19 protein-coding genes are annotated in these 22,070 nt (G+C 72.6%); 9 read left to right on the top strand and 10 right to left on the bottom strand.

Annotation, left to right across the window (positions count from 1 at the left end; translation table 11 throughout):
- Positions 1 to 155: 155 nt before the first annotated feature.
- Both EKO23_RS26460 and EKO23_RS11920 read right to left on the bottom strand, forming a co-directional pair.
- Positions 156 to 575: a barstar family protein gene (locus tag EKO23_RS26460; RefSeq protein WP_134717512.1), complete on the bottom strand. Its 420-nt coding sequence runs from the start codon at positions 573 to 575 to the stop codon at positions 156 to 158.
- A gap of 194 nt (positions 576 to 769) precedes the next feature.
- A complete protein-coding gene (locus EKO23_RS11920) occupies positions 770 to 1,138 on the bottom strand; it encodes an Rv2175c family DNA-binding protein (protein WP_134717510.1) in 369 nt (122 codons plus the stop codon).
- A 167-nt stretch (positions 1,139 to 1,305) separates the two neighbouring features.
- Here EKO23_RS11920 and EKO23_RS11915 point away from each other — a divergent pair, with 167 nt between their 5' ends.
- From EKO23_RS11915 to EKO23_RS25685, 7 genes are all read left to right on the top strand, one after another.
- On the top strand, positions 1,306 to 2,154 hold the full coding sequence (locus EKO23_RS11915) for a transglycosylase SLT domain-containing protein (RefSeq protein ID WP_134717508.1): 849 nt from the start codon (positions 1,306 to 1,308) through the stop codon (positions 2,152 to 2,154).
- Positions 2,155 to 2,310: 156 nt separating this feature from the next.
- The gene (pknB, locus tag EKO23_RS11910; protein ID WP_246051046.1) at positions 2,311 to 4,368 is read left to right on the top strand and encodes a Stk1 family PASTA domain-containing Ser/Thr kinase; all 2,058 of its coding nucleotides are present in this window, start codon (positions 2,311 to 2,313) and stop codon (positions 4,366 to 4,368) included.
- Between the two features lie 50 nt (positions 4,369 to 4,418).
- A complete protein-coding gene (locus EKO23_RS11905; protein ID WP_217702587.1) occupies positions 4,419 to 5,324 on the top strand; it encodes a deoxyribonuclease IV in 906 nt (301 codons plus the stop codon).
- A complete protein-coding gene (locus EKO23_RS11900; RefSeq protein WP_134717502.1) occupies positions 5,321 to 6,217 on the top strand; it encodes a DMT family transporter in 897 nt (298 codons plus the stop codon). Before EKO23_RS11905 ends, EKO23_RS11900 begins: the two co-directional genes overlap by 4 nt.
- A gap of 224 nt (positions 6,218 to 6,441) precedes the next feature.
- Positions 6,442 to 7,491, top strand: a complete 1,050-nt coding sequence (aroF, locus tag EKO23_RS11895; RefSeq protein WP_134717500.1) for a 3-deoxy-7-phosphoheptulonate synthase — start codon at positions 6,442 to 6,444, stop codon at positions 7,489 to 7,491.
- Positions 7,492 to 7,561: 70 nt separating this feature from the next.
- The gene (locus EKO23_RS11890) at positions 7,562 to 8,575 is read left to right on the top strand and encodes an NADase-type glycan-binding domain-containing protein (RefSeq protein ID WP_134717498.1); all 1,014 of its coding nucleotides are present in this window, start codon (positions 7,562 to 7,564) and stop codon (positions 8,573 to 8,575) included.
- Positions 8,576 to 8,698: 123 nt separating this feature from the next.
- Positions 8,699 to 11,449 carry a zinc ribbon domain-containing protein gene (locus tag EKO23_RS25685; protein WP_175582689.1) on the top strand — a complete coding sequence of 917 codons (2,751 nt, stop codon included), beginning with the start codon at positions 8,699 to 8,701 and terminating at the stop codon, positions 11,447 to 11,449.
- Positions 11,450 to 11,509: 60 nt separating this feature from the next.
- On the opposite strand, the gene EKO23_RS11880 is transcribed toward EKO23_RS25685, so the two are convergent.
- From EKO23_RS11880 to EKO23_RS11860, 5 genes are all read right to left on the bottom strand, one after another.
- Positions 11,510 to 12,511, bottom strand: coding sequence for a threonine aldolase family protein (locus EKO23_RS11880; RefSeq protein ID WP_342773589.1), 1,002 nt, complete (start codon positions 12,509 to 12,511; stop codon positions 11,510 to 11,512).
- A 122-nt stretch (positions 12,512 to 12,633) separates the two neighbouring features.
- Positions 12,634 to 13,965, bottom strand: coding sequence for a class II 3-deoxy-7-phosphoheptulonate synthase (locus EKO23_RS11875; protein ID WP_134717496.1), 1,332 nt, complete (start codon positions 13,963 to 13,965; stop codon positions 12,634 to 12,636).
- A 63-nt stretch (positions 13,966 to 14,028) separates the two neighbouring features.
- Complete coding sequence (locus tag EKO23_RS11870) at positions 14,029 to 15,483, bottom strand: APC family permease (protein ID WP_134717494.1); 1,455 nt, start codon at positions 15,481 to 15,483, stop codon at positions 14,029 to 14,031.
- Between the two features lie 116 nt (positions 15,484 to 15,599).
- Complete coding sequence (locus EKO23_RS11865; RefSeq protein ID WP_134717492.1) at positions 15,600 to 16,628, bottom strand: 6-phosphofructokinase; 1,029 nt, start codon at positions 16,626 to 16,628, stop codon at positions 15,600 to 15,602.
- A gap of 82 nt (positions 16,629 to 16,710) precedes the next feature.
- Positions 16,711 to 17,598 carry an MFS transporter gene (locus EKO23_RS11860; RefSeq protein ID WP_281280911.1) on the bottom strand — a complete coding sequence of 296 codons (888 nt, stop codon included), beginning with the start codon at positions 17,596 to 17,598 and terminating at the stop codon, positions 16,711 to 16,713.
- A 32-nt stretch (positions 17,599 to 17,630) separates the two neighbouring features.
- Between EKO23_RS11860 and EKO23_RS11855 the strand changes: the two genes are divergently transcribed.
- Positions 17,631 to 18,482, top strand: coding sequence for a DUF1028 domain-containing protein (locus tag EKO23_RS11855; RefSeq protein ID WP_134717488.1), 852 nt, complete (start codon positions 17,631 to 17,633; stop codon positions 18,480 to 18,482).
- Positions 18,479 to 19,945, top strand: coding sequence for a glycerol kinase GlpK (gene glpK, locus EKO23_RS11850; RefSeq protein WP_134717486.1), 1,467 nt, complete (start codon positions 18,479 to 18,481; stop codon positions 19,943 to 19,945). The genes EKO23_RS11855 and glpK overlap by 4 nt, the downstream gene beginning before the upstream one ends.
- Before the next feature lie 51 nt (positions 19,946 to 19,996).
- Here the strand turns inward: glpK and EKO23_RS11845 are convergent, their stop codons facing one another.
- The 3 genes from EKO23_RS11845 to EKO23_RS11835 are packed head-to-tail and all read right to left on the bottom strand — an operon-like array spanning position 19,997 to position 22,053.
- Entirely contained in the window at positions 19,997 to 20,890 is an 894-nt protein-coding gene (locus tag EKO23_RS11845; protein WP_246051045.1) for a hypothetical protein, read from the bottom strand.
- 9 nt (positions 20,891 to 20,899) lie between these two features.
- The gene (locus tag EKO23_RS11840) at positions 20,900 to 21,382 is read right to left on the bottom strand and encodes a GNAT family N-acetyltransferase (protein WP_134717482.1); all 483 of its coding nucleotides are present in this window, start codon (positions 21,380 to 21,382) and stop codon (positions 20,900 to 20,902) included.
- Positions 21,379 to 22,053 carry a response regulator gene (locus EKO23_RS11835; protein WP_134717480.1) on the bottom strand — a complete coding sequence of 225 codons (675 nt, stop codon included), beginning with the start codon at positions 22,051 to 22,053 and terminating at the stop codon, positions 21,379 to 21,381. The genes EKO23_RS11840 and EKO23_RS11835 overlap by 4 nt, the downstream gene beginning before the upstream one ends.
- Between the last annotated feature and the right edge of the window lie 17 nt (positions 22,054 to 22,070).

Raw genomic sequence — 22,070 nt, 5'->3', positions numbered from 1 at the left:
CTGAGCGTTGGGTTGCGGATGGCGCGAGCGTGGGTCGACCGGTGCGCCAGAGACAGCCCCGCAAGGCGGCGTGACGCGATTCAACTGCCAGCGAAGCGCAACTCAACAAGCAGGGAAGCGCGACTCAACGACCCGGGAGGCGGGCGGGGAGAGCGTCAGTCGAGGGACTCGAGGCCCTCGACGTCGGGGCCGTCACCGCGCAGGAGCACGACGAACGGCGCGGTGCGCTCGTCCATCGCATGGCTCTCGAGCACGTCGACGGCGGTCTGGAACGCACTCTCGTCGGCGCGGTCGAAGCAGGACCACCCGTCCCACAACAACGCTGCCGGGCCGAGATCGGCCAGGCAGTCGGAGAGGGCGTCGAAGTTCTGCCCGTAGCTGTCGGGGAAGCTCAATGCCTTCCCGACCGCAGACAGGAACTCCGCCTTGTCCTCCACCTGCCACCCGTCCAGGTGACCGTAGGTCCAGCCCGCGTGCTCGACGGCGCGACGTACGTCGGCCTCGTCGAGGTGGGCGTGCCACCGGTAGACACCGGGAGCATGCCGTCCGGCCAGGACGGCGGCAAGTCCGCTCATCGGCAGTTCCTCTCGAACGACGGTTGTGGTCTGGGTTCCATTAGTAACGCGTCCGAGCGCCCGCTGACGACCCCTCAGCCGGACCAAACTGTCGATCGGCCACCGTTCGGCCGAGACGTTCCGGCGCGGTCCGCCCCGAAGCGGCCCAGAACGCCGCCCCAGAAGGCCGCCCTGAACGCCGCCCAGAGCAACGCTCAGAACGCCAGCGCCTGGGCCCGCCGCTTCACCTCGGAACCTCGGTTCTCGCGCAACGCGTCGATCGGGCGACCGGGGAGGTCGGCGTCGGTGAAGATCCACTCGATCGCCTCGCGGTCGTCCCACCCGGCGTCGTGGAAGATCGTGAGCAGTCCGGGCAGCCCCTTGACCACCTGCCCGTCCTGGATCATCGCGGCCGGCACCTGCTGGCCGCGTCGGCCGGCGGGGACCGCCGCGGCGAGGTGGTGCTCGCGGATCATCGTGCGGACCTTGTTGACGCTCACCCCGAGCCGCTCGGCGACCTCGGACCAGTCGAGCCACTCGTCGACCAGGGCGGCCAGGTCCCGCCCGTCTGCTGCCTCACTCATGCGGTCACTCTCCCACCCGTGGCCGCAGCCCGGGAAACCGGTTTCGCTCATCGTCACTTGAGTCACTTCCGTCACTCGCGTTACCGTCGGACGACTGCCGGAACGCCACCCACGGGGCCTGCACGGGATCCCGGGCGTCCGGCGGTCCGACGAAGGGACCCCTCGTCATGACTTCCCCGCCCTCCCGATCCCGCTCCCCCCGACGTCCCCGGACCGGTCTCCGCGCCGCCCTCGGCAGCGTCGCCGCCGGCGGGCTCCTCCTCACCGGCCTGACCACGGTCACCCCGCCCACCGCGGGCGCCGACGACCGCCCGCTCCCCGCCGGCCGCAAGCTCACGTCGTACGTCGTGAAGCCGGGCGACACGGCCACCGGCCTGGCCGTCCGCTTCCACGCCTGGACCGCCGAGCTGATCTCCCACAACCACCTCGGCCCGTCGGCCACGCTCCGGGTCGGCGAGCGCATCGCGATCCCCGTCGTGCGCTCCGCGGTGCGCAAGGACCGGCAGCACCGCAAGGCCCACCGGGCCAAGCGCAGGGCCGTCCACGAGAAGCCGCACCGGAAGGCGCACCGGAAGCACGCCACCCCACGCCGTCACCACGGCAACCCGAGCCGGGCCACGGTCCGCCGGACCATCGTCGCCACCGCCCGTCGGCACGGTGTCGACCCGCAGCTCGCCCTCGCCGTCTCGTGGCAGGAGGCCGGCTGGCAGATGCACCACGTCTCGCACGCCCACGCCATCGGCGCCATGCAGGTGCTGCCGACCACCGGCACCTGGATGTCGCTGTACGCCGGCCGGCCGCTCAAGCTGCGCAACACGCGGGACAACGTGCTCGCCGGGGTGCTCCTGCTCGACGTGCTCGACGACCTGACCCGCAGCACCCGGCACCAGGTCGCGGCGTACTACCAGGGCCTCGGCGCGGTCCGCGAGCACGGCCTGTACGACGACACGAAGCGCTACGTCCGCAACGTCCGGGCCATCCAGCACCGGCTCGAGCGCGGGCTGCCGCCGGCCTGAGGCTCCCCGGAGGTCCGATCCACGGCCTGACCTGCCCGAACGCGCGGTGAGGTGCGCCACGCCGCACCGCCGACGATGCGGGGCGCCGCCGCGGGCGTCCGTACCATGGACCGCGGCGGATCCTTCCCCATCCGACCGCGCACGGAGGACCAGGCAGTGGAGCGAACAGTCGAGCGTGACCTGAGCGACCCCATGGTGGGTCGCCTGCTCGACCGTCGCTACCGGATCGGCCCGCGCATCGCCCGGGGCGGGATGGCCTCGGTCTACGAGGCCATCGACGTCAGGCTCGACCGCACCGTCGCGATCAAGGTCATGCACCCCGGCATGGGCGACGACGAGGAGTTCGCGGCCCGCTTCGTGCGCGAGGCCCGGCACGCCGCGCGGCTCTCCCACCCGAACGTGGTCGGCGTCTTCGACCAGGGCGAGGAGGACGGCACCGTCTACCTCGCGATGGAGTACGTCCCTGGCCACACCCTGCGCGACGTGATCCGCAAGGAGTCCCCGATGCCGCCCGGCAAGGCGCTGGCGCTGGTCGAGCCGGTGCTCTCGGCGCTCGCCGCCGCGCACCGGGCCGGGCTGATCCACCGCGACATCAAGCCGGAGAACGTCCTCATCTCCGGCGACGGCAGGGTCAAGGTCGCCGACTTCGGGCTGGCGAAGGCGGTCAGCGCCGACACCCAGCACACCGCGACCGGCGGGATCCTCATCGGCACCGTCTCCTACCTCGCGCCCGAGCTCGTCGTCGACGGCCGCGCCGACGCGCGCGCCGACGTCTACGCCGCCGGCGTGGTGCTCTACGAGCTGCTCACCGGCCGCAAGCCGCACGAGGGCGAGTCACCGATCCAGGTCGCCTACAAGCACGTGCACGAGGACGTCCCCGCCCCGTCGACGCTGGTCCCCGGCCTCCCGGCGTACGTCGACGCGCTGGTGGCCCGCGCCACCGCCCGCGACCGCAGCCACCGCCCCGCCGACGCCCGGGTGCTGCTGCACCAGGTGCACCGGGTGAAGCAGGCGCTCGACGAGGGCGTCGTCGAGGACCCCGAGCTGGTCTCCGACCTCGCCCCGCCGCTGGCGGTGGTGACGATGGATCCCGACGTCGAGGAGGCCTACGACGCCGAGGAGGTCGCCGAGCGGCTCCGTGAGGTCGACCCGCCCGAGGACACCGACCCGATCCGCCCGGCGGCGGCTGCCCCGGCGGGCGCGACACCGGTGACCGCTGGGCACCGCATCGACGACACGAGCACGATCGACCCCGGCCTGGTCCGGGCGCCGCGACCGCCGGCCCCGACCGAGCCTGCGTCGTACGCCGCTTGGGACGAGCCGCCGCGCCGGTCCCGACGCGGCCTGGTGATGCTGCTCGTGGCGCTGCTCCTGGCCGTCGGCGCCGGCGTCGGCGCGTGGTACTTCGGCTTCGCCCGCTACACCTCCACGCCCGGCGTGCTCGGGCTCACCTCGGCCCAGGCCGAGACCCGGCTGGAGAGGGCCGGGCTCGGCTTCGAGGTGGGCGACGAGGCGTACTCCGAGACCGTCCCCGCCGGCCGGATCATCAGCACCGACCCCGACCCGGGTGACCGGGTGCTCGACGGCGGCACGGTCACCGGCGTGGTCTCGCTCGGTCTCGAGCGGTACGACGTGCCCAAGCTCCGCGGCAAGACCGAGGACGAGGCGCAGCAGGCGATCCAGGACACCCACCTGGAGTTCGGCCGCTCGATCCCGACGTACAGCGAGAAGGTCCCCGAGGGCCGGGTGATCACCACCAATCCCGAGCCCGGCACCTCCGTCAAGCCGGGCGCGACCGTCGACATCCTGCTGAGCCGGGGCCCGAAGCCGATCAAGGTCACCGACTGGACCGGCAAGGAGGCCGACAAGGCGCAGGCGGCGCTCGAGAAGCAGGGGCTCGTGGTCACCCGCAGCGAGGACTTCAGCGACTCCGTCGACGAGGGCGACGTGATCGCCCAGGTGCCCAGCACCGGCACCGTCTTCAAGGGCGACGAGGTGAAGCTGACGGTCTCCAAGGGACCCGAGCTGGTCGACGTGCCCCTGGTCCGGGGCCAGGGCGTCGAGTCCGCGACCACCGAGCTCGAGGACGCGGGGTTCGAGGTCGAGGTGCGCCACCACGCCGACTACATCGGCCTCGGCTGGGTGCTGCAGCAGTCGCCCGGCAGCGGGGACAAGGCGCCCGCCGGCAGCACCGTCGTCATCACCGTCGTCTGACTGCCGACCCGGCACAGCTTGTGCCGACTCACCACGGATAGCCTCTGCTGGTGTCCCCCACCTCTCCCGTCGCTGCCGCGCGCCGCAACCCGGTCGGCACCCACGTCCCGGTCGGCAAGGGACTGGTGACGGGGGCGCTCGGCGCGGCCCGCGAGCTCGGCTGCGAGGCGTTCCAGGTGTTCGTGGGCAACCCGCGGGGCTGGGCGCTCTCGGCCGGCGACCCGCGGGCGGACGCGCGCTTCCGGGAGGCCTGCGCCGAGGCCGGCCTGCGGGTGTTCGTCCACGCGCCGTACCTCGTGAACCTCGGGAGCCCGACGCGCGCGACGTACGAGAAGTCCGTGGCGTCGATCGCCCACAACCTCCGCCGGGCCGCCGAGATCGGCGCGGAGGGCGTGGTCGTGCACACCGGGTCGTACGTCGACGCGAGCGGTTCCGAGGAGCGGTATGCCGCCGCGATGCGGCAGGTGCGCGAGGGGCTGCTGCCGCTGCTCGACGCGGTCGCGGACGACGCCGCCCCGTGGCTGCTGCTGGAGCCGACCGCGGGCCAGGGGCGCTCGCTGTGCGCCGGCGTCGACGACTTGGCGCCGTACCTCGACGCGCTGGACCACCATCCCAAGGCCGGCATCTGCCTCGACACCTGCCACGTGTTCGCCGCGGGCGCGCCGCTGGACGAGCCCGGCGGCCCGGCCGCGACCCTGGACCGGATCGTGGCGATCGGCGGCCCCGGTCGGCTACGGCTGGTGCACGCCAACGACTCGATGGACGTCCGCGGTGCGTTCAAGGACCGGCACCAGAAGCTCGGCGATGGACACATCGGCACGAACGCGTTCCGCGAGCTACTGGCACACCCGGCCACCGACCGCGTGCCGTTCGTGCTCGAGACGCCGGGGTCCCGCGACGTCGGCGACGCCGGGATCCCGCTGCTCAAGCGGCTGCGCGAGGAGGCCCATCCGTGAGGCAGGTGACCGCCGGGCGGCTGGCGACGCTCGCACTGCTGGTGACCACCGCGACGTGGGGGTCGACGTTCTTCCTGATCAAGGACCTCTCCGACCGGATCCCGGCGATCGACTTCCTCGCCATCCGGTTCCCGATCGCGACGGTCGCCCTGTTCCTGATCTTTCCCCGCGCGCTGCGCTCGCTGTCGCCCGAGTCGCGCCGGCAGGCGGCCGTGCTCGGCGCGCTCTACGCCGTCGCCCAGGTGCTGCAGACGATCGGTCTCGCGCACACCGCGGCCTCGGTCTCCGGCTTCATCACCGGCCTGTACGTCGTGTGCACGCCGCTGCTGGCCGCCCTGCTGCTGGGCAACCGGATCGGGTCGGTGACCTGGTTCGCGGTGGCGCTCGCGATGGCCGGCGTCGGGCTGCTGACCCTGCAGCCCGGCGGGCTGGCCTTCGGGTACGGCGAGACGCTGACCCTGGTCGCGGCGGTGATCTACGCGCTGCACATCGTCGGACTCGGGGCCTGGTCGCGCCCGCACGAGGCGATGGGGATGTCGGTCGTGCAGCTGGCGGTGATCTCGGTGATCTGCCTGGTCGGCGCCGCCCCCGGCGGGATCGTGCTGCCGGAGACCGGCCGCGACTGGCTCAGCGTGGTGTACATGGCCGTGTTCGCGGGCGCGCTCGCGATGGCCTTCCAGACCTGGGCGCAGGCGCACCTGACCCCGACCCGCAGCGCGATCATCATGAGCATGGAGCCGGTCTTCGCGGCGTTCTTCGCGGTGCTCGCCGGCGGTGAGGAGCTCACCCTCCGCCTGGTCGTCGGCGGCCTCCTGGTCCTCTCCGCCATGCTCATCGTCGAGCTGCTCCCCCGCCGCCGGATCGAGGCCGAGGTCACCCATATCGCCGTCTGACGCCGAGGTGCCCCGTCTTGCGCTCCGAGGTGCCCCGTCTTGCGGTGGCCACCGCAAGACGGGGCACCTCGGCCAGCAATTCCGGGCACCTCGGCGGGTTCGGGATGTGGGCGGTCGGCAGGCGGTGTGAGCGACCCCACTAGCGTGGGACCTGCCGGGCCGCCGGCCGCCGCGTCGAGGAAGACGAGTGGGCCGGGCGGAGGAGGAACAGCAGGGAGCAGCCCATGGTCGTGGTCATGTCGCCGGATGCCACCGACGAGCAGATCGCGCACGTCGTCGAGCGGGTCGAGAGCGTCGGTGGTGAGGCGTTCGTCAGCAAGGGCGTGGTCCGCACGATCATCGGCCTGGTCGGCGACATCGACTCCTTCCACCACCTCAACCTGCGCACCCTGGCCGGGGTCGCGGACGTGCACCGGATCTCCGACCCCTACAAGCTGGTCAGCCGGCAGCACCACCCGGACCGGTCCACGGTCTGGGTCGGCCCGGCCGGGCACCAGGTGCCCATCGGGCCGGACACGTTCACGTTCATCGCCGGGCCGTGCGCGGTGGAGTCGAAGGAGCAGACCGCCGAGGCGTCGCGCATGGCCCAGTCCGCGGGAGCCACGATCATCCGCGGCGGCGCCTTCAAGCCGCGCACCTCGCCGTACGCCTTCCAGGGGCTGGGCCTGGCCGGCCTCGAGATCCTGGCCGGGATCCGCGAGGCCACCGGGCTGCCGGTGGTCACCGAGGTGGTCGACCCGCGCGACGTACCCATGGTCGCCGAGCACGTGGACATGCTCCAGGTCGGCACCCGCAACATGGCCAACTTCGGGCTGCTCCAGGCGGTCGGCGAGGCGGGCAAGCCGGTGCTCCTCAAGCGCGGGATGACCGCGACCATCGAGGAGTGGCTGATGGCCGCGGAGTACATCGCCCAGCGCGGCAACCTCGACGTCGTCCTCTGCGAGCGCGGGATCCGCACCTTCGAGCCGGCCACCCGCAACACCCTCGACATCTCCGCCGTGCCGGTCGTCCAGGCGGCCAGCCACCTGCCGGTGATCGTGGACCCGTCGCACGCCTCGGGCCGCAAGGATCTGGTCGTCCCGCTCTCCCGCGCGGCGATCGCGGTCGGTGCCGACGGCGTCATCGTCGACGTCCACCCGGACCCCGAGACCGCGCTCTGCGACGGCCCGCAGGCGCTCCTCGGGGCCGAGCTCCGCGAGCTGGCCCAGGCCGTACGGCGCCTCCCCGAGGTGGTCGGTCGGGCGCCGGCCGGCGTCCTCGCGCAGCGGGGCTGACCGGTTCGGCGGTTTCCCGCAGGGCCGAAGGCTCGCATACGCTGGCCCGCGCGGCACCCCGAGGAGACCGATGAACTTCTGCACCAACTGCGGACAGCAGCTCGTCGTCGGCCGGTTCTGCACCCACTGCGGAGCACCGACGGGCGCTGAGACGACCCCGGACGGCCGGGACACCGCCCCGCACGACCCGGTCCAGGACACCGCCGAGCGCCCCGCGGGCAGCCCGCGCCCGGCCGCCGCCTCCCCCACGCGCCAGGTTCCGCGGGCCCCGGTCACCCCGCCGACCGCTCAGACCGGCGAGGCCAGCCGCTACCCGCTCTTCGCCGACGAGGTGGACGCCACCCGTCAGGTCACCCCGGTGCCGCCGGGCCCGCCCGCCGACCCGACGCCGCACCGCGAGGGTGGCCCGCGTCGCGCCGTACCCCTCGCCGCCGTGCTCGCCGTGCTCGCCCTCGTCGTGGTCGTCGCCCTCAGCGTGTGGCTGCTCGGTGGTGGCGACGACGAGCCGCAGAACGCGAGCGGTGACCGCACCTCGTCCGGGCCGGACGGCACGGGCTCCCCGAAGAAGGACCCGACGACACCCGAGCAGCCCATCGGCAGCCCGGACGACCTCGCACCGGAGTCGACCGTGCAGGGCCCGAAGCCGCTGGCGCCGGGGACCGACCTCAACGGCAACCGGGTGGCCTACCCGCCGGAGAACATGCTCGACGACGACCTCGCCACGGCGTACCGCATGCCGGGCGACGCCAGCGGAGCGACCATCACGTTCACGCTCCCTCGCGAGTCGGTGATCAGCGAGGTCGGGATGGTCAACGGCTACGCCAAGAAGGACTCCACCGGCGGCCGCACCGTCGACTGGTACCGCTTCAACCGCAAGATCCTCCAGGTGGAGTGGGTCTTCGACGACGGTACGTCGATCGTGCAGCGCATGCGCACTGAGCCGGTCCTGCAGACCATCGTGGTCGACAAGGTCCGCACGCGCAGCATCCAGCTGCGGATCAACGAGGTCTCCGAGCCGGGTGCCGGACGCCTGCGCAAGAACGTGACAGCGATCAGCGACGTGCTGCTGCGGGGCGACTCCTGACCGCAGGTTTGACCCGGCTCCGGCGCGGGTAACGCCCACGCGGGGCCGCGCGCGGCCACCCACTCAGCACGATGTCCGTCGTCGCGCCGCGGCCCGACGACGCAACCAGATCGGAGTCTCGTCATGAGCCAGTGCCCGCAGTGCGGTGCGCAGACATCCGTGGGCCAGCCGTACTGCGGAGCGTGCGGAGCCTCGCTCGCGCCGGCGGCTCAGCCCCAGCGCGAGGGTGACGCACCCACGCAGATCGCGAGCCACCGTCGCCAGGCGCCGGCTTCCGAGCAGCAGGCTCCCGGGGAGCCGACAGGCGGTCAACGGGCGTCCGGCGAACCCGACCCGACCGCGCAGCTCCCGGCCGTCGACCCGGGCCAGCAGTGGCAGCGGCCGGCCGGCCACGGCCAGGCCCAGCAGGGCTGGCAGCAGCCGCAGGAGCCGGCCCAGCAGCAGTACGCCCAGCAGCCCCAGCACGGCCAGCCCCAGCACGGCCAGTGGCAGCAGGGGTACGGGCAGCAGGGGTACGGGCAGCAGGGGTACGGGCAGCAGGGGTACGGGCAGCAGGGGTACGGGCAGCAGGGGTACGGGCAGCAGGGGTACGGGCAGCAGGGGTACGGGCAGCAGGGGTACGGGCAGCAGGGGTACGGGCAGCAGGGGTACGGGCAGCAGGGGTACGGGCAGCAGGGGTACGGGCAGCAGGGGTACGGGCAGCAGGGGTACGGGCAGCAGGGGTACGGGCAGCAGGGGTACGGGCAGCAGGGGTACGGGCAGCAGGGGTACGGGCAGCAGGGGTACGGGCAGCAGGGGTACGGGCAGCAGGGGTACGGGCAGCAGGGGTACGGGCAGCAGGGGTACGGGCAGCAGGGGTACGGGCAGCAGGGGTACGGGCAGCAGGGGTACGGGCAGCAGGGGTACGGGCAGCAGGGGTACGGGCAGCAGGGGTACGGGCAGCAGGGGTACGGGCAGCAGGGGTACGGGCAGCAGGGGTACGGGCAGCAGGGGTACGGGCAGCAGGGGTACGGGCAGCAGGGGTACGGGCAGCAGGGGTACGGGCAGCAGGGGTACGGGCAGCAGGGGTACGGGCAGCAGGGGTACGGGCAGCAGGGGTACGGGCAGCAGGGGTACGGGCAGCAGGGGTACGGGCAGCAGGGGTACGGGCAGCAGGGGTACGGGCAGCAGGGGTACGGGCAGCAGGGGTACGGGCAGCTGCCGTACGACCCGCACGCCCCGCAGTGGCAGGGTCAGCAGTGGCAGGGCCAGCAGCAGTACGCCGGCGGCCACCCGCCGCAGGGCTGGCAGCAGGGCCCGTACGCCGCGCCGGCCAGGTCCGGCCCCGACCTCAAGCGGTTGCTGGTCGGCAACTGGGCCGGTGCCGCGGTGGCCGCGGGCGGCGCCTTCGTCACCGCGCTCGTGGTGGGCCTGGTCGTCGCCGTCGTCGGCGCCGAGGACCTCGACGTGGTGAGCGCCCTGTGGTCCGGGCTCGTCCAGGCCGCCAACGCATTCGGCCCGAACAGCATCCTCGACCTGGCCGACGCGTTCGGCACCGACGAGGCGACGCTGGACCTCGGCCAGTACCCCCTCCTCGCGACCTTCCTGGCGCTCGGGGTCGGCACCCACCTCTTCCGCCGCACCACAGCCCGCTACAGCGAGGTGGTCCCGGCGCTGCTCGACGCGGTCCGGGCCGGCCTCGTCCTCAGCGTGCTGGTGACCCTGGTCGCGATCGTGGTGCGCATCGCCACCCCCGAGATCACGGGGTACGCCGACGTGACGGGCGACGACCCGGTCGGCGACTCGTTCCAGCTGATCATCATGGACGGCCCGACCAGGCTGTCGATCGCCGGCGCGATCTTCCTGCCGTTCCTGCTGCTGACGCTGGTGCTCGTGCTGTCCTGCTTCGTGCGCTCGGAGTGGATGCACGCGAAGCTGGTCACCGTCCAGCGCTGGGCGTCCGCCCCTCTGTGGGGCCTGGCCGCTCTCGTGGTCGGCCTGGTCGGCGCCGGACTGCTGTTCCTGGTCTGCCAGGTCGTCGGCGAGAAGGATGCTCGCGGGTTCGGCGAGATCGTCCGCGCGCTCGCCGCGCTGCCCTCGATGGGTGTCTTCATGCTCGGCCTGGGCTCGCTGTCGAAGATCGGCGACAAGACCACGGGCGACGACAACGACAGCAGCAGCTTCGACCGGCTCTGGGACTTCGCCGACGACAACGGCGCGCTGTTCTGGATCGCCCCGGTCGTGGCGATCGGCCTGGCCGTGCTCGCCACCCGGATGGTCGTGCGCCGTTCGCAGGACAAGTCCGAGGTGCTCCGCAACGTCGGGATCTACCTGGCCAGCCTCGTCGTCGTGGTGCCGCTCCTGGTCCGCCTGGCGAACGTGCACGTCGACACGAACGTCGAGCTCGGCGACGACACCTTCGACTCCTCCACCTGGGTCGGCGTCGCCGGCTTCCAGACCACGCTGCTCTTCCTGCTGCTCTCCGTCGTGGTGGCCGCGGTCTACCTGGTGGTGACCGGCAACCTCGACCTGTCCGCGATCAGGTCCCGGGCGGCGGCGTTCCAGACCAACAAGCACGCCCAGCCGGGCCAGCCGCAGTGGGGCGACCAGCAGTGGGAGCCGCCCCAGCAGGGGTACGGACAGCAGCAGCCCGGCCAGCAGCAGGGCTACGGACAGCACCAGGGCTACGGACAGCACCAGGGCTACGACCAGCCGTGGCAGCAGCCCCAGCAGGGGTACGGACAGCAGCAGCCCGGCCAGCAGTGGCAGCAGCCCCAGCAGGGCGGTCAGCAGTACGGCGGCCAGCACGGGCAGCAGTACGGCCAGCAGCCCCAGGGCGGGCAGCAGGGCGGTTGGCGGCAGCAGCCCCCGCAGCAGGGCGACCAGCAGCCGTAGTCGCGGGTGACGGCCCCGCTCCGGTGTCAGGTGATGACACCGGAGCGGGGCTGTCCTCTGTCAGAGCCTCGCGAGCACCGCTGCGGCCCGCTCGGCGCCGGCCCGGTCGACGTCAAGGTGGGTGACCAACCGGACCGTGGTCGGGCCGACCGGGGCGATGAGGACGCCCTGCTCACGCGCTGCGGCGACGTACGCCGCGGCGTCCTCGCGCTCGACCACCACGATGTTGGTGTCCACGGTGTCGGGGTCGCCGCCGGCCGCCTCGGCGAGCAGCCGGGCGTGCGCGTGGTCGTCGGCCAACCGGTCGACGTGGTGCTCGAGGGCGTGCAGTCCGGCGGCGGCGAGGATGCCGACCTGGCGCATGCCGCCGCCCATGCGCTTCCGCCAGATCCGCGACTCCGCGACGGCATCGGCGGTCCCGACGACCGCGGACCCGACGGGTGCCCCGAGCCCCTTCGAGAGGCAGACCGCGAGCACGTCGGCGCAGGCACCCCAGTCCGCCAGCGGTACGCCGGTCGCGACGTGCGCGTTCCAGATACGGGCGCCGTCGAGGTGGACGCCGGCGCCGACCGACCCGGCGTACTCCTTGAGCGCCTGCAGGTGGGCCAGCGGGGTCACTGCTCCCCCGGCGAAGTTGTGGGTGTTCTCGACGGAGATCGCGGTCGTGGGCACGAAGAACGGCCCCATGTCCGGCGCGAACATCTCGCGCACCACCGGCAGGTCGACGCCGCCACGCGGGTCGCGCCAGGTGCGCATGGTGAGCCCCGTGTACGCCGCGTGGGCGCCGAGCTCGGCCCGCGCGATGTGGGCGCGGGCCTCGCAGAGGACCTCCTGCCCCGGCCCGACCAGGGTGCGGACCGCGAGCACGTTGGCCATCGACCCGGTCGGCGTGAACAGCGCCGCCTCCTTGCCGAACAGCGCGGCCAGCCGCTCCTCGAGCGCGCGGACGGTCGGGTCCTCGCCGTACACGTCGTCGCCGACCTCGGCCTCCGCCATCGCCCGCCGCATCGCGGGCGTCGGTCGGGTGAGGGTGTCGCTGCGCAGGTCGATCACGGAGGTCACCGGCCCATCCTGTCAGCCGGGGATCGGGGTGGAGGACGGCCGACTCCGGCGCAGTGGTTTCGAGACGCTCGCTGGCGCTCGCTCCTCGACCACCGGGGACCGGTGGTGGAGGACGGCCGGCCTCAGGCCTTCCTGAGCATCTCGGCGACGAGGAACGCCAGCTCCAGGCTCTGCACGCGGTTCAGGCGCGGGTCGCAGACCGACTCGTAGCGGTGCCCGAGGTCCATCTCGGCGAGCTCCTCGCCGCCGCCGACGCACTCGGTGACGTCGTCGCCGGTCAGCTCGACGTGGACGCCGCCCGGCCAGGTGCCGAGCGCGCGGTGCACGTCGAAGAAGCCCTGCACCTCGTCGATCACGTCGTCGAAGCGGCGGGTCTTGTAGCCGGAGGACGCCTCGAAGGTGTTGCCGTGCATCGGGTCGCACACCCAGGCCACGTTGAGCCCGGCCGCGGTCACCTTCTCCACCAGGTGCGGCAGGCCGTCGCGGATCCGGCCGGCGCCGAAGCGGGTGATGAAGGTCAGCCGGCCCGGCTCGTTGTCGGGGTTGAGCCGCCCGGCCAGCTCCAGGGCGTCGTCGGGGGTCGTGCTGGGGCCGAGCTTCACGCCGATCGGGTTCTTGATGTGGCTGAGCAGCTCCACGTGAGCGCCGTCGAGCTGGCGGGTGCGCTCGCCGATCCAGACGAAGTGCCCGGACACGTCGTACGGCGTCTGGGTCCGCGAGTCGATGCGGGTCATCGCGTGCTCGTACTCCAGCACCAGAGCCTCGTGGCTGGAGTGGAAGTCGACCCGGTGGAACTCGTCGGGGTCGGCGCCGATCGCCTTCATGAACGTGAGCGCCCGCTCGATCTCGGAGGCCATCTGCTCGTAGCGCTGACCCACCGGGGACTCGCGCACGAAGTCGGTGTTCCACGCGTGCACCTGGCGCAGGTCGGCGTAGCCACCGGTCACGAACGCCCGGACCAGGTTGAGCGTGGCCGCCGAGGAGTTGTAGACGTCGACCAGCCGCTGCGGGTCGTGGGCACGCGCCTCGGGGGTGAACTCGAAGCCGTTGACGGCGTCGCCGCGGTACGCCGGCAGGGTCACGCCGTCGCGGGTCTCGGTGTCCGACGAGCGGGGCTTGGCGTACTGCCCGGCCAGCCGGCCGACCTTGACCACCGGGACGGACGCGGCGTACGTCAGCACGACCGCCATCTGCAGCAGCACCCGCAGCTTGTTGCGGACGTTGTCGGCGGTCACGCCGGCGAAGGTCTCGGCGCAGTCGCCGCCCTGGAGGAGGAACGCCTCACCGCGCGAGACGGCGGCGATCTTGGCCTTCAGCTCGTCGCACTCCCCCGCGAACACGAGCGGCGGGGCGGTGCGCAGCCGGGCCACCGCGGCATCGACGGCACCAGCGTCGGGGTACGACGGCTGCTGCGCGGCTCCGCGCGCGTGGAGGGCGGCGAGGTCGGGAATCACCGCTCAATCGTACGGGTGAGCCGGACCGGCCGGCGATTCGCCGGCCGGCCGTGGGACGGGGCCTCAGTCCCCGAGCCGGGAGACGTCCTCGAAGTCGCTGTCGCCCGTGCCGCTGACCCGGTTGGCGACGAAGGTGATCGCCCAGAGCACCACGCCGAGCAGCATCAGCCATCCGGCGATCTCGTAGACCACCGCGTCGCGGTCGACCCACGGGCCGGCGAGGTAGAGGCAGAGCGCCGCGGCGACCAGCGGGATCGGGCCCGGCGACCTGAACGAGCGGTCGCTGACGGGGTCGCGTCGCAGGATCATGCACGCCACGTTGACCACCGCGAACACGCAGAGCAGGAGGAACGCGGTGACGTTGCTCAGGTTGAGCACCACGTTGCTCTCCGGGTCGTTGGCCACGAAGTAGATGAGGCCGAGCGCGATCAGCGTCGAGAACGCGATCCCGGCCCACGGCGTGCGGCGGGACGGCAGCACCCGGCCGAGGGCCCGCGGCAAGACGTCCTGCTTGGCCATGCCGTAGAGCAGCCGGCTGGCCATCAGCATGTTGATCAGGGCGGTGTTCGCCACCGCGAACACGGCCAGGAACGGGAAGACCTTGTCGATCGGGAAGTCCGGAGCGCCCTTGGACACCACCTCGAGCAGGGCCGCGCCCTCGGAGTCGGCGATGCCCTTGAGCTCGTCGGAGGTCAGCACGGTCACCACCGACACGGCCACCAGCATGTAGAGGATCACCGCTATCCCGAGCCCGGTCAGCATGGTGCGGGGGAAGATCCGCTCCGGGTCCTTGGTCTCCTCGACCATGTTCACCGAGTCCTCGAAGCCGACCATGGCGAAGAAGGCGATCGAGGTGGCGGCGGTGACCGCGAGGAACATCCCCTTGTCCTGGTAGTCGTGGAAGGTGGTCAGCTCGCCCGCGTCGCCCTTGCCCTGGGTCATCGCGTAGAAGCCGACCCCGATCACTATCGTCAGCGCGGCCAGCTCGACGATGGTGAGCACCACGTTGAACTTCACGCTCTCGCCGACGCCGCGCAGGTTGATCAGCGCGAGCAGCACCATGAAGCCCATCGCGATGGCGGTGATCACGCCCGCGCTCGGGGTGGCGTCGATCCAGCCGTTGATCTCGAGACCGCCGGTGAAGTTCTGGGCGAGCACGGTCGCCGACGTCGACGCCGAGGTGATGCCCGAGCAGATCACCGCGAAGGCGATCAGGAACGTCACGAAGTGGATGCCGAACGCCTTGTGGGTGTAGAGCGCGGCTCCGGCGCACTGCGGGTACTTCGTGACCAGCTCGAGGTAGGACATCGCGGTGAGCGCCGCGACCACGAAGGCCAGCAGGAAGGGCAGCCAGACCAGCCCACCGACGATCCCGGCCATCTGGCCGGTGACCGCGTAGATGCCGGCACCGAGGATGTCGCCGACGATGAACAGGAGCAGGAGCCCCGGCCCCATCACCCGCTTCAGCTCGGTCGGCTCCGGTTCTGCTGCCGTGACGGTCTCGGCGGTCTGGGACATCGCGGGGCTCCTCTGCTCGACCCTGGCCGGACGGCCGTCCAGACCACTGTGTCCTTACCCGTTCCCGCGTGCGGCTACACGGCCGGTCCGGTCGGTCGTGGGGCGGGGAGTGTCCCCTACCCGAAGAAGACCTGCGCTTCGGCGTACTCCTCCGGGCTGACCAGCTTGAGCTCGCCGGTGCCCTCGATCAGCGGCACCTGCTCGATCTTCGTGCCGCGCAGCGCCATCATCGTGCCGAAGTTCTTGGTGGCCACCGCGTCGATGGCGGCCAGGCCGAACCTGGTGGCCAGCCAGCGGTCGAAGGCGGTCGGGGTGCCGCCGCGCTGGATGTGGCCGAGCACCACGGCCCGGGCCTCCTTGCCGGTGCGGTCCTCGATCTCCTTGGCGATCCGGTCGCCGATGCCGCCGAGGCGGACGTGCCCGAACGCGTCGAGCTCCTGGGAGACCAGCGTCATGTCGCCGCCCTCCTTGGGGATCGCGCCCTCGGAGACCACCAGGATCGGGGAGTACCTCGACTCGAACCGGCTCTCCACCAGCGAGCAGACCTCCTCGATGTCGAAGGGCTGCTCCGGGATCAGCACGATGTTCGCGCCGCCGGCCAGCCCGGAGTGCAGCGCGATCCAGCCGGCGTGCCGGCCCATCACCTCGACGACGAGCACCCGGTGGTGGGACTCGGCGGTGGTGTGCAGCCGGTCGATGGCCTCGGTCGCGATGTTGACGGCGGTGTCGAAGCCGAAGGTGAAGTCGGTGCCGGAGAGGTCGTTGTCGATGGTCTTGGGCACCCCGACCACGTCGACGCCGAGGTCGGCGAGCTTCGTGGCCACGCCGAGGGTGTCCTCGCCGCCGATCGCGACCAGCGCGTCGACGCCGTCCTTCGCGAGGTTCTCCTGGATCCGCTCCACGCCGCCGTCGATCTTGAACGGGTTCGTGCGGGAAGAGCCCAGGATGGTGCCGCCGCGGGGCAGGATGCCGCGGCACTGCTCGATGCCGAGCTCCATGGTGATGCCCTCGAGCGGGCCCTTCCAGCCGTCGCGGTAGCCGACGAACTCGAACCCGTGCGTCTTCACGCCCTTGCGGACCACGGCACGGATCACCGCGTTCAGCCCGGGACAGTCGCCCCCACCAGTGAGTACGCCGACGCGCATGAGCCCTCCTTGGATCGTTCAACGGCGGAGCCATCGACTCTAGCCAGCAGTCGACCTCGCGGCCAGAGGCGTCTCGCCGCCGTCAGACCAGGTCTGGTGAGGAGGCGCCCGTGTCGGCGAGCACCGGCCCGCCGAGCATCTCGCCAGGGCTGTAGATCGCGACCCCGCCGAGGACCAGCAGCGTGGCCGCCACGACCGAGGCCCGGGTGGCGCCCAGCAGCACGACGTACGACGCGGCGAAGGCGAGGTTCGCGACCAGCAGCACCCGGTTGCGGACCCGGCCGGTCAGCGACCGCACGAGCAGTCCCTGCCCGCACCCGACCATCACCGTGTTGATCGTGAACAGCGCGCCGGCCACCCAGCCGGGCAGCCCGAGCGTCTCGGTGGCGTAGATCGGCATCGCGAAGTTCAGCGCCATCATCGACATCGAGAACGCGGCCTGGGTGAGCACCAGCAGTCCGTAGCGGCGGTCGCGGAGAACCACGCCCCAGCCCTCCCGCCGCTCCCCCGCGTCGTACGTCGAGTGGACGACCGTGTTGGGCACCGCCCGCAGCAGCAGGTAGGCGAGCGCGTAGGACACGGCGTTGGCGACCACGATCGCGGCGTACGCCGTCTCCGTGCCGATGCTGATCGCGAGCCCGGACACCAGGCCGCCGAGCGCGAAGCCGACGTTGCGCAGGGCGCCCAGGAACCCGAACCACAGCCCCCGCTCCCCCGGTCGCGAGATCACGGCGACGGTGGCGCCGAACGAGCCCCAGAACGCCGTCCGGCCGACGCTGACGAGCACCGTCGACAGCAGCACGCCGGTGAAGCTGTCGACGACGAGGTACGCCGCGAAGCCGACGCCCTGCGCGAGGTTCGCGACCTGCAGCACCCGCTGGGCGCCGACCCGGTCGACGATGCCGCCGACGACCGAGCCGGCCGGGATCGACGCCGCGGAGGCGATCGAGATGGCCGCGCCGGCGGATATCCGACTCGGCGGAGGGCCGCTAGCCTCGGCCCATGACGTTCTCCATCGTGGCCCGGTCGGACGACGGCGAGACCTGGGGGGTGGCGGTCGCCTCGAAGTTTCTGGCGGTGGGGTCGGCAGTGCCGGCCGCGGTCGCCGGGGTGGGGGCGGTGGCCACCCAGGCCGAGGCCAACGTGGCCTGGAAGGGGCTCGCGCTGGCCCATCTCGACGACGGCGGCACCGCCTCCGAGGTGGTGCAGACGCTCATCGAGCAGGACGAGGGCCGCGACCACCGACAGGTCGGGGTGGTCGACAAGGACGGCGGGGCCGCGAGCCACACCGGCCACGCGTGCCTCGACTGGGCCGGCAGCCGCACCGGCGACGGCTATGCCATCCAGGGGAACATCCTCGCCGGCGAGGAGGTCGTGGAGGCGATCGAGGAGGCGTGGACCGGCGCCGATCCCGAGACACCGTTCGCGGAGCGACTGCTGGCCTCCCTCCGCGCCGGCGACGAGGCAGGCGGCGACCGGCGCGGTCGCCAGTCGGCGGCGATGCTGGTGGTCCGCGACGCCGCCGGGTACGGCGGCCTCGACGACATCGCGGTCGACCTGCGGGTCGACGACCACGCGGACCCGGTCACCGAGCTGGCCCGGCTGCTGGACCTCAACGAGCTCTACCTCACCGCCTCCACCGAGGAGGAGAAGGTGCCGGTGGACGCGGCGCTGGAGCGGGAGCTCGACGAGTTCGCCACCGCGCAGGGCCACCGCGACTTCCATGCCTGGGTCGGCACCGAGAACTACGAGATGCGCGTGGACCCCGGGCTCGAGTGGATCGACCGGCGGATCCTGGCGATCGTGCGCGGCGAGTCCTCGACCGGTGACGAGACCCCGGAGGACGACGCGTGAGCGTGCTCGCGATCGACGCCGGCACCACCGGCGTCACCGCGGTCGTGGTCACGACCGACGGCGCGATCGCGGCCCGCGGCTACCAGGAGTTCGCCCAGCACTTCCCGCAGCCCGGGTGGGTCGAGCACGCGCCGGAGGAGATCTGGCAGGCGACGCTCGAGGCGGTCCGCGCCGCGCTCAAGACCTACGCCGGCGACGACGTCACCGCGGTCGGGATCACCAACCAGCGCGAGACGATCGTGCTCTGGGACCGGGAGACCCTCGGGTCGCCGCGGCGGGCCATCGTGTGGCAGGACCGCCGTACCGCCGACATCTGCACACGCCTCAAGGACGACGGCCACGAGGACCGGGTCACGGAGCTGACCGGGCTGCGGCTGGACCCGTACTTCTCCGGCACCAAGCTGGCCTGGCTGGCCGAGCACGAGCCGAACACGTGGGCCCTGGTCGAGTCCGGGCGGTACGCCGTCGGGACGGTCGACTCCTACCTCATCGCCCGCCTGACCCGCGGCACCTGGCACGTCACCGACGTCTCCAACGCCAGCCGGACCCTGCTCTTCGACCTCACCACCGGCGACTGGTCCGACGAGCTGTGCGGCCTGTTCGGCGTACCCCGCGACGCGCTGCCCGACCTGGTGCCCAACTGGGGCGAGGTCGCGACCACGGACCCGAAGGTGTTCCTCGGGCTGGAGCTGCCGATCGCGGGCATCGCCGGCGACCAGCAGTCCGCGCTGTTCGGGCAGACCTGCTTCGACGAGGGCGACTCCAAGTGCACCTACGGCACCGGGTCGTTCATCCTCACCAACACCGGCACCGAGCTGGTACGCAGCGACGCCGGGCTGCTCACCACGGCGGCCTGGCGCTCCCCCGACGGCGTGCTCACCCACGCCCTGGAGGGCGCGATCTTCGTGACCGGCGCGGCCGTGCAGTGGCTGCGCGACGGGATCCAGATCGTCGGGTCGGCGGCCGAGACCGACGCGATCGCCTCGACCGTGGACGACAGCGAGGGCGTGATGTTCGTGCCCGCGCTCACCGGGCTCGGCGCCCCGCACTGGGACCCGCACGCGCGCGGCCTGATCATCGGGATCACCCGCGGCACCACCCGCGCCCACATCGTGCGGGCGACTTTGGAGGCGATCGCGTTCGAGGTGCGCGACGTCCTCGAGACCATGCCGGAGCTGGCGTCCCTGCGGGTCGACGGCGGCGCCGCGGCCAACGACCTGCTGTGCCAGATCCAGGCCGACCAGGTCGGCGTACCGGTGGAGCGGCCGCGGATCGTCGAGACCACCGCCCTCGGCGCCGCGTTCCTCGCCGGGCTCGGCACCGGCGTGTGGTCGTCGACAGACGAGCTGCGCGAGACCTGGCAGCTGGACCGGCGGTTCGAGCCGGCCGGCGACCGGAGCCGGGCCGACGCGCTGCACACGAAGTGGACCGACGCCGTGGAGCGGTCCAAGGGCTGGGCCTGAGGGTCGTCCGCCTGACGGGGTGTCAGGGCCCCTCCTGGGGCGGACGACCCGTCACGACTGGAGCTTGGCGAGCGCGGCCTCGGCCCGCTGCCGGGCGGCGTCGGCGGAGGCCACGTCCTGCCGCGCCGACGATGCGACCTCGCGCGCGTCGCCGAGCTCGTCGTCCACCTCGTCCTGGTCGGACGCCAGCTCCTCGACCCGGCGCCGCAGTTCGTCGATCTCCGCCTGGAGCTGCAGGCTGCGCGCCTCGAGCTCGGCGACCTCCGCGTCCGCCGCGGCCAGCGCCTCGGTGGCCTCGTCGACCTTGGCCTGCGCCGCCTCCACCTTCTCCTGCGCGGCGGCCACCTTCTTGGCCTCGGCGTCCGGATCGGGTACGACGTGCAGCTCCGGCGGCGGGGGCGGTGCCGGCTCGGCCAGCTCGGTCGGGGTGAAGCCCGCGGCGTCGGGCACGGCGACGTACGCCGCGGGGTCGGTCTCGCCGACCCCGGTGCTGGTGATCGCGTTGACCAGCAGCCCGGTGCGGACCGCTGCCGCGGCCCCGGGGTCGAGCATCGCGGCCGTCAGAGTCGCCTCGACCTGGTCGGCCACCGCCTGGGTGACCCGCTGGCCGTGCTCGCCGGCGAGCGACCGGGCCTGCTGGGTGACCGCGGCGGTGAGCTGTCGCCGCTGCCGGGTCAGGTTGCGCAGCTCCGCGCCGTCGAGGTTCTCCTGTGCCTGCCGCAACGCCTCGCCGACCACCAGCACCTGGCCGACCTGCGCGGCGTCACGTCGTACGAGCAGGTTGACGACGTACGCCGCGAGCGAGGGCTTCTTGAGTACCTTCAGCCGGGCCGCGAGCTCCTTGTCGGCCTTGTGCTCCTTGACCAGCGCGTCCCGGGCCGGGGTGAACTCCGGCAGCGTGAGGCCGTAGAGCCGGTCTGCGGCCTCGAGCAGCGGGTCGGTCACGCTGCGAATCTACACAGCCGCGCCGGTCGGGGCGGCGTACTCCACCTCGGTCGGGTACGGCGGCCACCCCGCCTCCTGCTCGCGCCCGGTGGTCCGCCAACCCAGGTGCTCGTAGAACCCGCGTGCCCGTCCGTTGTCCGCCAGGCACCAGAGCACCGCCCGGCCGAGACCACCGGCCGCGATCCCGGCGAGCGCCCGGTTCATCGCCTGCCGCGCCAGCCCGCTCCCCCACGCGTCCGGCCGCACCGCGAGGTGGCGCACGCTGCCGACGTCCCACGCCACGACGCAGTCGAGCCCCGCCTCGCCCTCGACGACCTCCACCCGCACGTCCGGGTCGTCCAGCACCAGCGCCCAGCGCGCCAGCACGGCCGTCTCCGGGTACGGGTACCGGTCCGGCGGGAAGATGTGGCCCAGCGCCGCCAGGCCCGCGTCCCGCTCGAGGTCGCGCAGGGCCACCGCATCGGCGGGGCTGGCCGCGCGGAAGGCGGTCACTCGTCCTCGTCGTCGAGGCCCTGCTCGATCGCGTAGCGGGTCAGCTGGACGCGGTTGTGCAGCTGCAGCTTGCGCAGGGTGTTCTGGACGTGGTTCTGGACGGTGCGGTGCGAGAGCACCAGCCGCTCGGCGATCTGCTTGTAGGACAGGCCCTTCGCGACCAGGCGCAGCACCTCGGTCTCGCGCTCGGTGAGGCGCGAGGAGCCGTCGTCGGACGGCGGGGCGTCGAGCATGCGGCGGAACTCGCCCAGCACCAGGCCGGCCAGGCCGGGGGTGAACACGGTGTCGCCGCGGGACACACGGCGTACGGCGTCGAGGAGCTCGGCGCTGGACGCCGACTTCACCAGGTACCCGGTGGCGCCGGCCTTCACCGCGTCGAGCACGTCGTCCTGCTCGCCGCTGGCCGAGAGGATCAGCACCCGGGCCGAGGGGTCCAGACGGACCACCTCCGCGGTCACCTCGACGCCGTTCGGCGCCGGGATCTGCAGGTCCAGCACGACCACGCCGGGCCGCGCGGCGGGGAACCGGGCCAGCGCCTCGGTGCCGTTGGCCGCGACCGCGACCACGTCGAAACCAGCCGCGGCGAGGTCGCGCTCCACCGCGTCCCGCCACATCGGGTGGTCGTCGACCACCATCACCCGCACCGGCTGCTGCGCGTCCCCGTCGCTCATGACGGTCACCCTAGTCA

This window comes from Nocardioides guangzhouensis, assembly GCF_004519545.1.
Taxonomy (GTDB): Bacteria; Actinomycetota; Actinomycetes; order Propionibacteriales; family Nocardioidaceae; genus Nocardioides; species Nocardioides guangzhouensis.
Note: the sequence above shows the minus strand (reverse complement) of the source record. Positions and strands in the feature narration are given on the sequence as shown.

Coding starts and splice junctions, on each gene's coding strand:
- EKO23_RS26460 (WP_134717512.1), bottom strand. CDS start 575: ATGAGCGGACTTGCCGCCGTCCTGGCCGGACGGCATGCTCCCGGTGTC.
- EKO23_RS11920 (WP_134717510.1), bottom strand. CDS start 1,138: ATGAGTGAGGCAGCAGACGGGCGGGACCTGGCCGCCCTGGTCGACGAG.
- EKO23_RS11915 (WP_134717508.1), top strand. CDS start 1,306: ATGACTTCCCCGCCCTCCCGATCCCGCTCCCCCCGACGTCCCCGGACC.
- aroF (WP_134717500.1), top strand. CDS start 6,442: ATGGTCGTGGTCATGTCGCCGGATGCCACCGACGAGCAGATCGCGCAC.
- EKO23_RS11890 (WP_134717498.1), top strand. CDS start 7,562: ATGAACTTCTGCACCAACTGCGGACAGCAGCTCGTCGTCGGCCGGTTC.
- EKO23_RS25685 (WP_175582689.1), top strand. CDS start 8,699: ATGAGCCAGTGCCCGCAGTGCGGTGCGCAGACATCCGTGGGCCAGCCG.
- EKO23_RS11870 (WP_134717494.1), bottom strand. CDS start 15,483: ATGTCCCAGACCGCCGAGACCGTCACGGCAGCAGAACCGGAGCCGACC.
- EKO23_RS11865 (WP_134717492.1), bottom strand. CDS start 16,628: ATGCGCGTCGGCGTACTCACTGGTGGGGGCGACTGTCCCGGGCTGAAC.
- EKO23_RS11855 (WP_134717488.1), top strand. CDS start 17,631: ATGACGTTCTCCATCGTGGCCCGGTCGGACGACGGCGAGACCTGGGGG.
- EKO23_RS11835 (WP_134717480.1), bottom strand. CDS start 22,053: ATGAGCGACGGGGACGCGCAGCAGCCGGTGCGGGTGATGGTGGTCGAC.